8 protein-coding genes are annotated in these 7,179 nt (G+C 68.4%); 1 reads left to right on the top strand and 7 read right to left on the bottom strand.

The window, feature by feature from the left end; translation table 11 throughout:
* From A5780_RS03270 to A5780_RS03260, 3 genes are all read right to left on the bottom strand, one after another.
* The coding region (locus A5780_RS03270) for an antitoxin (protein WP_082976256.1) at positions 1-222 on the bottom strand (222 nt) is incomplete at its 3' end.
* A 32-nt stretch (positions 223-254) separates the two neighbouring features.
* On the bottom strand, positions 255-1,406 hold the full coding sequence (locus A5780_RS03265) for an MBL fold metallo-hydrolase (protein WP_063019351.1): 1,152 nt from the start codon (positions 1,404-1,406) through the stop codon (positions 255-257).
* A complete protein-coding gene (locus A5780_RS03260; protein WP_063019353.1) occupies positions 1,406-2,131 on the bottom strand; it encodes an enoyl-CoA hydratase in 726 nt (241 codons plus the stop codon). The genes A5780_RS03265 and A5780_RS03260 overlap by 1 nt, the downstream gene beginning before the upstream one ends.
* A 79-nt stretch (positions 2,132-2,210) precedes the next feature.
* On the opposite strand from A5780_RS03260, the gene A5780_RS03255 reads away from it, so the two are divergent.
* Complete coding sequence (locus A5780_RS03255) at positions 2,211-3,434, top strand: NAD(P)-binding domain-containing protein (RefSeq protein ID WP_064907659.1); 1,224 nt, start codon at positions 2,211-2,213, stop codon at positions 3,432-3,434.
* Positions 3,435-3,449: 15 nt separating this feature from the next.
* Here A5780_RS03255 and A5780_RS03250 read toward each other — a convergent pair whose 3' ends face one another.
* From A5780_RS03250 to A5780_RS03235, 4 genes are all read right to left on the bottom strand, one after another.
* Positions 3,450-4,304: an aldo/keto reductase gene (locus tag A5780_RS03250; protein ID WP_030513297.1), complete on the bottom strand. Its 855-nt coding sequence runs from the start codon at positions 4,302-4,304 to the stop codon at positions 3,450-3,452.
* A 257-nt stretch (positions 4,305-4,561) separates the two neighbouring features.
* Entirely contained in the window at positions 4,562-6,127 is a 1,566-nt protein-coding gene (locus A5780_RS03245; protein WP_064907670.1) for a carboxyl transferase domain-containing protein, read from the bottom strand.
* A 93-nt stretch (positions 6,128-6,220) separates the two neighbouring features.
* Positions 6,221-6,823 (bottom strand): ATP/GTP-binding protein, encoded by a 603-nt coding sequence (locus A5780_RS03240; protein ID WP_174553921.1) that lies wholly within the window; start codon positions 6,821-6,823, stop codon positions 6,221-6,223.
* Entirely contained in the window at positions 6,804-7,178 is a 375-nt protein-coding gene (locus tag A5780_RS03235) for a DUF742 domain-containing protein (RefSeq protein ID WP_025347064.1), read from the bottom strand. The genes A5780_RS03240 and A5780_RS03235 overlap by 20 nt, the downstream gene beginning before the upstream one ends.
* Position 7,179: the final 1 nt, after the last annotated feature.

Below are 7,179 nucleotides of genomic sequence, written 5' to 3'. Positions count from 1 at the left end.
GGGCGGCTCGGGAGCCGGCGGCGGGGTCTTGCCGCCCTGCTGGGGGATGTTCTTCTTGATGGCCTCGGTGCCCTTGTCGATGTGATCGGAGTACTTGCCACCGGTCTTCTCTTTGACGAAACCACCGGCCTTGTCGACAGCGCCGTGGACCTTCTCCGCGTTCTGCGAGGCCACGTCGCGGCCCTTACCCACCAACCCCTTGAGCGTATCCATCAAACTCATGAAGCCCACTCCTTCACTCGTCGACTGCGTTTCTAGCGCACATCCTCCCACCAGGAGACCTGCGGTGATACCGCATTGGTATCGATCCGCCCGCCGGGAAGCGGCACCGCTACCCGGGTACCCGCTGCACGCGCCGCCGCAACAAGTCTGTGGACCGGCTCGGACCAGCCGTGGAAAGCCAGGTTGAACGTGGCCCAGTGAATCGGCACCAACATGCCGTATTCGGCCTCCCCGACACACACGTCGGCGTGGGCGCGCACCGCCTCCTCGGGGTTCATGTGCACATCGGGCCAATGCACGTCGTAGGCACCGATCGGCAGCAGCGTGAGATCGAACGGACCGTGCGTCGCGCCGATTTCGGCGAACGCCTTCGTGTACCCGCTGTCACCGCCGAAGTAGGCACGCCGCCGCGGCCCCGCGAACACCCACGACGCCCAGAGCGTGGTGTTGCGGGTGAGGCCGCGCCCGGAGAAGTGCCGCGCCTCGGTGCAGGTCACGGTGAGCTCACCCAGTCCGGGGCGGGTGATGGAAGTGGACGTATTCCAATCCAATTCGATGATGCGGGCCTCCGGCACCTGCCATTTGCGCAGATGGGCGCCGATCCCGATCGGCACCACGAACGGGGCGTCCTGACCGGCCACCAGCGCGCGCACGGTCTCGCGATCCAGGTGGTCGTAGTGATCGTGCGAGATGACCACCGCGTCCAGCGCCGGCAGCGAGGACAGCGGCGCCGGGACCGGATGCAGCCGGGCCGGCCCGATCAGCGGCGACGGCGAGACCCGCTCGCTCCAGACCGGATCGGTGAGGATGCGGTAGCCGTCGACCTCGATCAGGGCGGTGGCGTGGCCGAACCAGGTCACAGCCAGATCTGCCGCCAGCTCCGGATGTTCGGTGCTCGCCAGCGGGATTTCCGCCGGTGGCCGCCCCACATCGCGCCGGGTCAGCGCCGACAGCAGCAGGGATGCGCCGGATCCGGGCGTGATCTGACTGCTGGGTTCGGTGTTGTGGAACTGCCGGTCGCGGTAGCTCGCCGACCGCGTCGCCAGCGGTGCGATGGCGGCCGCGGAAGCCCCCATTTCGGCGGGAATCCGCCATGCCGCGCGGGCCACCCAGCGCAATCCGACCAGCCCGGCCGCGGCCAGGGCCGCTCTGCGGGCGGCCGCGACGATCTCGGTGCCGGCCATCAGCGCCCCACGAACTTCGCCGCGCGCTTCTGTTCCCGCGCCAGCCGCGCCTCCTCGGCGTCGGCGCTGCGCCAGGCGGCCTCCAAGGCGGCGCGCTGCTCGGGGGTGTCCTCGCCGCGGGTGCCGTCGTCGTTGAACACCAGCTTGAGGTGGCGCAAAGAGAGCGGGGCGAGCTGGGCGATCGACTTGGCCCACTCCTGCGCGTCGGCCAGCGTGCCGAGGCGGTTGGCGAAGCCGAAAGTGTATGCGTCGGAAGCGGATACGCTCTCGGCGCCCATCAGCACGGTCCGCGCCGGGCCGCCACCGATCAGCGAGACCAGGCGGCGCACCGTCCAGCGATCCACCGAGATGCCCAGCTTCGCGGCCGGAATGGCGATATAGGAATCCGGACTCATCACCCGCAGGTCGGAGGCCAGCGCCAGCTGCACCCCGGCTCCGAGCGCGCCGCCGTTGATGGCGGAGATCACCGGCACCGGGACCGTTTCGATGGTGTGCAACAGAGCGAGCAGTCCGTCGAGGAAATCCGACGAGTAGACGCCGGACAAATCGGCTCCGGCGCTGAAAATCGGCCCCTGACCGGTCAGCACGATCACCCGCGCGTCGGCCGCCGCGGTCGTGACGGCCTCGCGCAACGCTGCCACCAACTCGTTGTTGAGGGCGTTGCGCCGCTGCGGGCGCTGTAATTCGATGGTGACCACGTCACCATCCCGGCTCACTGCGAGCATCTGACCTCTCCCCATTCGCGCGGTTTCTCTTCCGGGGGCACACCTCACCGCACCCGCCGGTCGGTATCGACTCCACTGTATGCGGCGGACAGTTACCGCAGCGCACCCGACGCGTACTGTGACGGCGGTGACCGCACCCGATTTCGAGATTGTGGTGATCGGCGCCGGCCAGGCCGGACTGTCGGTCGGCTATCACCTGCGGCGGCTCGGATTGACACCGGGAACCGACTTCCTCATCGTCGACCACTCCCCCGGTCCCGGCGGGGCATGGCAATTCCGCTGGCCCTCACTGACTTTGAGCACCGTGAATCGGGTGCACGACCTGCCGGGGATGTCGTTCACCGAAACTCTGCCGCCCGGCTCGGATTCCGTACCAGCCGCGACCGCGGTGCCGCACTATTTCGAGCTGTACGAGAAGCGTTTCGACCTGCGTGTTCGCCGGCCGGTGTCGGCACGGGTGGTATGTGATCGGGCAACCATCGCAACATGTCCGGGGACGTTGGTGGACGGGCTGTTGCACGTCGAGACCGTGGTCGGCGAAAACCTCTCGGCCGCAGAGGTTTCCGTCGTCGCACCGCCCGAGTTACCGGGTGCCGGCGACCGGACCCTCCGGGTGCGCGGAGTGATCAATGCGACCGGCACCTGGGAAAAACCGTTCATTCCGTACTATCCGGGCGCCGAAACCTTCGCCGGACGGCAATTGCACGCTCATGACTACCGCAGCGCGGCGGAGTTCGCCGGTCAGCACGTCGTGGTGGTCGGCGCGGGAATTTCCGCGGTCCAACTGCTGGACGAGATTTCCCAGGTCACCGGCACGACGTGGGTGTCGCGGACGGAGCCGCGCTGGCGGGAGGGGCCGTTCGGTCCCGACGAGGGCCGCCGGGCGGTCGCGATGGTCGAGGACCGGGTGCGTCGCGGCTTACCGCCGCGATCGGTGGTGTCGGTAACCGGGCTGCCGGTCGACGACCGGATTCGCGCCGCCCGTGCGCGCGGCGCGCTGACCTGGCATCCGATGTTCGCCCGCATCGAACCGGACGGCGTGCGCTGGCCCGACGGCAGCTCTCAGGCCGCCGACGTGATCCTCTGGGCCACCGGCTTCCGGAGCGCGCTCGACCACCTGGCGCCGCTGCGGCTGCGCGGACCCGGCGGCGGCATCGCGATGGCGGGCCGGCTCGCTACCCAGGTAGCCGCCGACCCGCGCATCCATTTGATCGGTTACGGGCCGTCGGCCAGCACCATCGGCGCGAATCGGGCAGGGCGCGCCGCAGCGGTCGAGCTCACGAGCTACCTGGGTCTGCGATAGGGGCCCGGCAACGCGTCAGTCGAGCCCCATCGCGAACGTGTCGGGATCGGGGCCGACGCGGCTGCCGGTGTCGAGCGCATTGAGGGTGGTCATCTGCTCGACGTCGAGTTCGAAAGTGAACACATCGAAGTTCTCCCGGATGCGCTCGGGATTCACCGACTTCGGAATGACGATATTGCCCAGCTGCAGGTGCCACCGGATCAGAACCTGGGCGGGCGTGCGGCCGACCTGTTCGGCGACCGCGCCCACGGTGGGATCCTTCAGTTCCGCGCCCTGGCCGAGTGGACTCCACGCCTCGGTGGCGATGCCGTGCTCGGCGTGGAAGGCACGCAGCGTGTTCTGCGCGAGCGCCGGATGCAGCTCCACCTGGTTCACCGCCGGCACCTCACCGGTCTCCCCGATCACTCGTCGCAGGTGTTCCGGCTGGAAATTGGAGACACCGATCGAGCCGATGCGGCCCTGCGTCTTCAGCGACTGGAACGCACGGAACGTGTCCACGTAACGATCCGCGCTCGCGACCGGCCAGTGGATGAGATACAGATCGAGATACTCGAACCCCAGCCGCTCCATACTCGCGTCGAACGCGCGCAGGGTCGAGTCGTACCCCTGGTCGGCATTCCACAGCTTGGTGGTGATGAAGACCTCGTCGCGCGCCAGCCCCGATTCGGCGATCGCCCGCCCCACCTCGGCCTCGTTCCCGTAGGCCGCCGCGGTGTCGATGCTGCGATACCCCGCCTCGAGCGCGGCGGTCACCGTGTCGAAGGTCTGTCCCTCCGGCACCTGGAAAACCCCGAAGCCCAGCCTCGGAATCAGATGGCCGTCGTTGAGAATCACCGACGGTACTGTGCTGCTCTCGCTGCGAAAGGTCACCGTTCCGACCGTAGAAGCGGTTTGCCGAGCCGTCAACGACGCGCACCTGCGTGTTCGGATCCTGTGCGCCTACCAGGCGGAACCTCGGACCTCAGCGCTCGGTTGCCCGTCCGAGGTGGAGGTCGATCTCGTACGCGACGCGCACTCGCAGCCGATCGTGGTGGATGCCGGTGTGCGCGTACTGCGGTCGCGTTCCTCGGAATCGGGGGGACGGGTGGACCCGCACGACGAGGCGGCCGGAGCACGGAACCGCACACTCACCCGGGAACGCCCAGCCGACGGTAGCGGCGGCGGCGAAGGGCGCGCAGATCGGCTGTCGGTCGGGTCCGGAGGCTCGCCAGTTCCCCGGCGACGGCGGCGACCATGCGGCGGGAGAAGTCGATCGGTTCGTGGGCTGCGTCGGGGCACTCCGGGACGATGCGGTCGACGACGCCGTCGGTGCGCAGGTCGGCCGCGCCGACTCGTTGGGCGGCGGCCAGCTCCGGCGCATGGTTCGTATCGCGAAAGACGATGGCGCTGGCGCCTTCCGGCGGGAGTGGCGCCAGCCAGGCGTGCGTCGCGGCGAGGACACGGTCGGCGGGCAGCAGGGCCAATGCCCCTCCGCCGGTGCCCTGGCCCAGCAGTACGGACACGGTCGGCGTGTCCAGCGTGACCAAATCCGCTAGGCAGCGGGCGATTTCGGGCGCGAGGCCACGCTCCTCGGCCTCCTGGGACAGCGCGGCGCCCGCGGTATCGATGACCAGGACCAGCGGGAGGCGGAGTTCGGCGGCCAGGTGCATACTGCGGCGGGCCTCGCGCAATGCGGCCGGGCCCATGGTGTTCTCGCCGGTCTGGCCGGCCCGGTCGTGGCCGAAGATCACGCACGGTTCGCCGCGCAGCCGGGCCAGGGCGTGCACGACGGTGCGGTCGGATTCGCCTTGGCCGGTGCCGCTCAACGGCACCCGATCGGTCGCCTGCCGCAACAGCTCCCGGATGCCGGGACGCCGCGGGTCGCGGGAGATCAGCACCGACTCCCAGGCCGACGAAGTGGTTAGGTCGGCGTCCGGTGAATCAGCGGTATCGGCCGAACCTCCGGCAATGCCGCCGTCGCCGGGCGGCACCACCGGCAAATCCCGCGCTGACGTAGCAATGGATAGCGAATCAGACTGTCCCGCAACCGAAGTCGTCACATTCAACACCCGGTGCGCGATCCGGCGGAAGAACCGGACCGGCACGACCCCGTCGATGACCCCGTTGCGATACAGATTCTCGGCGGTCTGCACGCCTTCCGGAAACGGCCGGTCGTACAGGGCCTCGTAGACCCGGGGTCCCAGGAATCCGATCAGTGCCCCGGGTTCGGCGAAGGTCATGTGCCCCAGCGAACCCCAGGACGCGAATACGCCGCCCATCGTGGGATTGCGCAGATACACCAGATAGGGGTGGCCGGCCGATTTGTGGGCGGCCACCGCGCCGGCGATCTTCACCATCTGCACGAAGGCGACCGTGCCCTCCTGCATCCGCGTTCCGCCGGAGGTGGGCGAGGCGAGCAGGGGCAGCCCCAGCTCGGTGGCGCGTTCGACGGCGGTGACGATGCGCTCGGCGGCCGCCACGCCGATCGATCCGGCCAGAAAGCCGAATTCACACGCGATCACCGCGACGCGCCGCCCGCGCAACCGTCCCTCACCGGTCAGCACCGATTCGTCGGTGCCGCTGCGTTCGCCCGCGGCGGTCAGTTCCGCGCGATACGCCGGCGACGTGGCGACCTCGATCGGTTCTCGATCCCAGCTGCGATACGAACCGGGATCGAGCACACCGTCGAAAAACTCACGCGCCGAGATCTTCACGCTCCGAGCGTAACCGCGCCGGACCGGGCGATCGGCGGTCGTGGTGCCGCCGCGCACCGACGCGGCCGCGTCGTGCGGCCGGTCGTCGGCGTATCAGTAACCCTGAACCACTTTGCGCAGCGCGTACTCGGTGACCGAGACCAGCGCCTGCTTCACCGGCTCGCGGCGGCGCGCGTCGATCGACATGATCGGCACGTCCGCCGGGACGGCCAGCGCCTGGCGGATGTCCTCCAGGGGGTACCGCGGTGCGTCGTCGAACTCGTTGATGGCCACCAGGAACGGCAGCCCACGAGCCTCGAAGTAGTCGACGGCGGCGAAGGAATCCTCCAGCCGTCTGGTGTCGATCAGCACTACCGCCCCGATGGCGCCGCGAATCAGGTCGTCCCACATGAACCAGAAGCGGTACTGGCCGGGTGTGCCGAACAGATAAAGCACCAAATCGTCGGCGAGGCTGATCCTGCCGAAGTCCATGGCCACCGTGGTGGTGGCCTTCGTCGGCACGGCGGTCAGGCTGTCAACGCCCACACTGGCGTTGGTCACCAAGGCCTCGGTGCGCAGCGGAACGATCTCCGATACAGCACCGACCAAGGTCGTCTTACCCACACCGAAGCCACCGGCCACCACGATCTTCGCGGAGGTCGGCTTGGCGTTGCGGGTATCGACCTGGGCCGTCGAATCAAATACGCCGGAGTCCACTGAGAACCCTTTCGATCAGCTCGCGACGTTCATCGTCGCTCGAATCGTCTTTCAAAGTCGCCGAAACTCGAACATGTCCCGCCTCGATGAGGTCGGCGACGAGCACTCGAGCCACCCCGATCGGAATACCCAGTCGGGCAGCCAGTTCCGCGACAGATGGCGATTCTCTGCACAACTCCACGATTGACGTCTCGATGTTGGTCAGTTCGAACTGCCGCTCCAGGGCGACCGGATGCGATGCGACGAGCGCCTCCAATGCCAACTCCACCGTCGGCCGCGTACGACCGGCGGTCAGCGAGTACGGACGGACGAGGCTGGGCTCGGCGCTCCCCACGTGCTGGTTGTCTATGTCCATC

The sequence above is a fragment of the Nocardia sp. 852002-20019_SCH5090214 genome, from assembly GCF_001665865.1.
Lineage (GTDB): Bacteria > Actinomycetota > Actinomycetes > Mycobacteriales > Mycobacteriaceae > Nocardia > Nocardia nova.
Note: the sequence above shows the minus strand (reverse complement) of the source record. Positions and strands in the feature narration are given on the sequence as shown.

Bases quoted from the DNA above. Each gene is read 5' to 3' on its own strand.
- A5780_RS03255 (WP_064907659.1), top strand. From the start codon at position 2,211: ATGCGGCGGACAGTTACCGCAGCGCACCCGACGCGTACTGTGACGGCG.
- A5780_RS03260 (WP_063019353.1), bottom strand. From the start codon at position 2,131: ATGCTCGCAGTGAGCCGGGATGGTGACGTGGTCACCATCGAATTACAG.
- A5780_RS03265 (WP_063019351.1), bottom strand. From the start codon at position 1,406: ATGGCCGGCACCGAGATCGTCGCGGCCGCCCGCAGAGCGGCCCTGGCC.
- A5780_RS03235 (WP_025347064.1), bottom strand. From the start codon at position 7,178: ATGGACATAGACAACCAGCACGTGGGGAGCGCCGAGCCCAGCCTCGTC.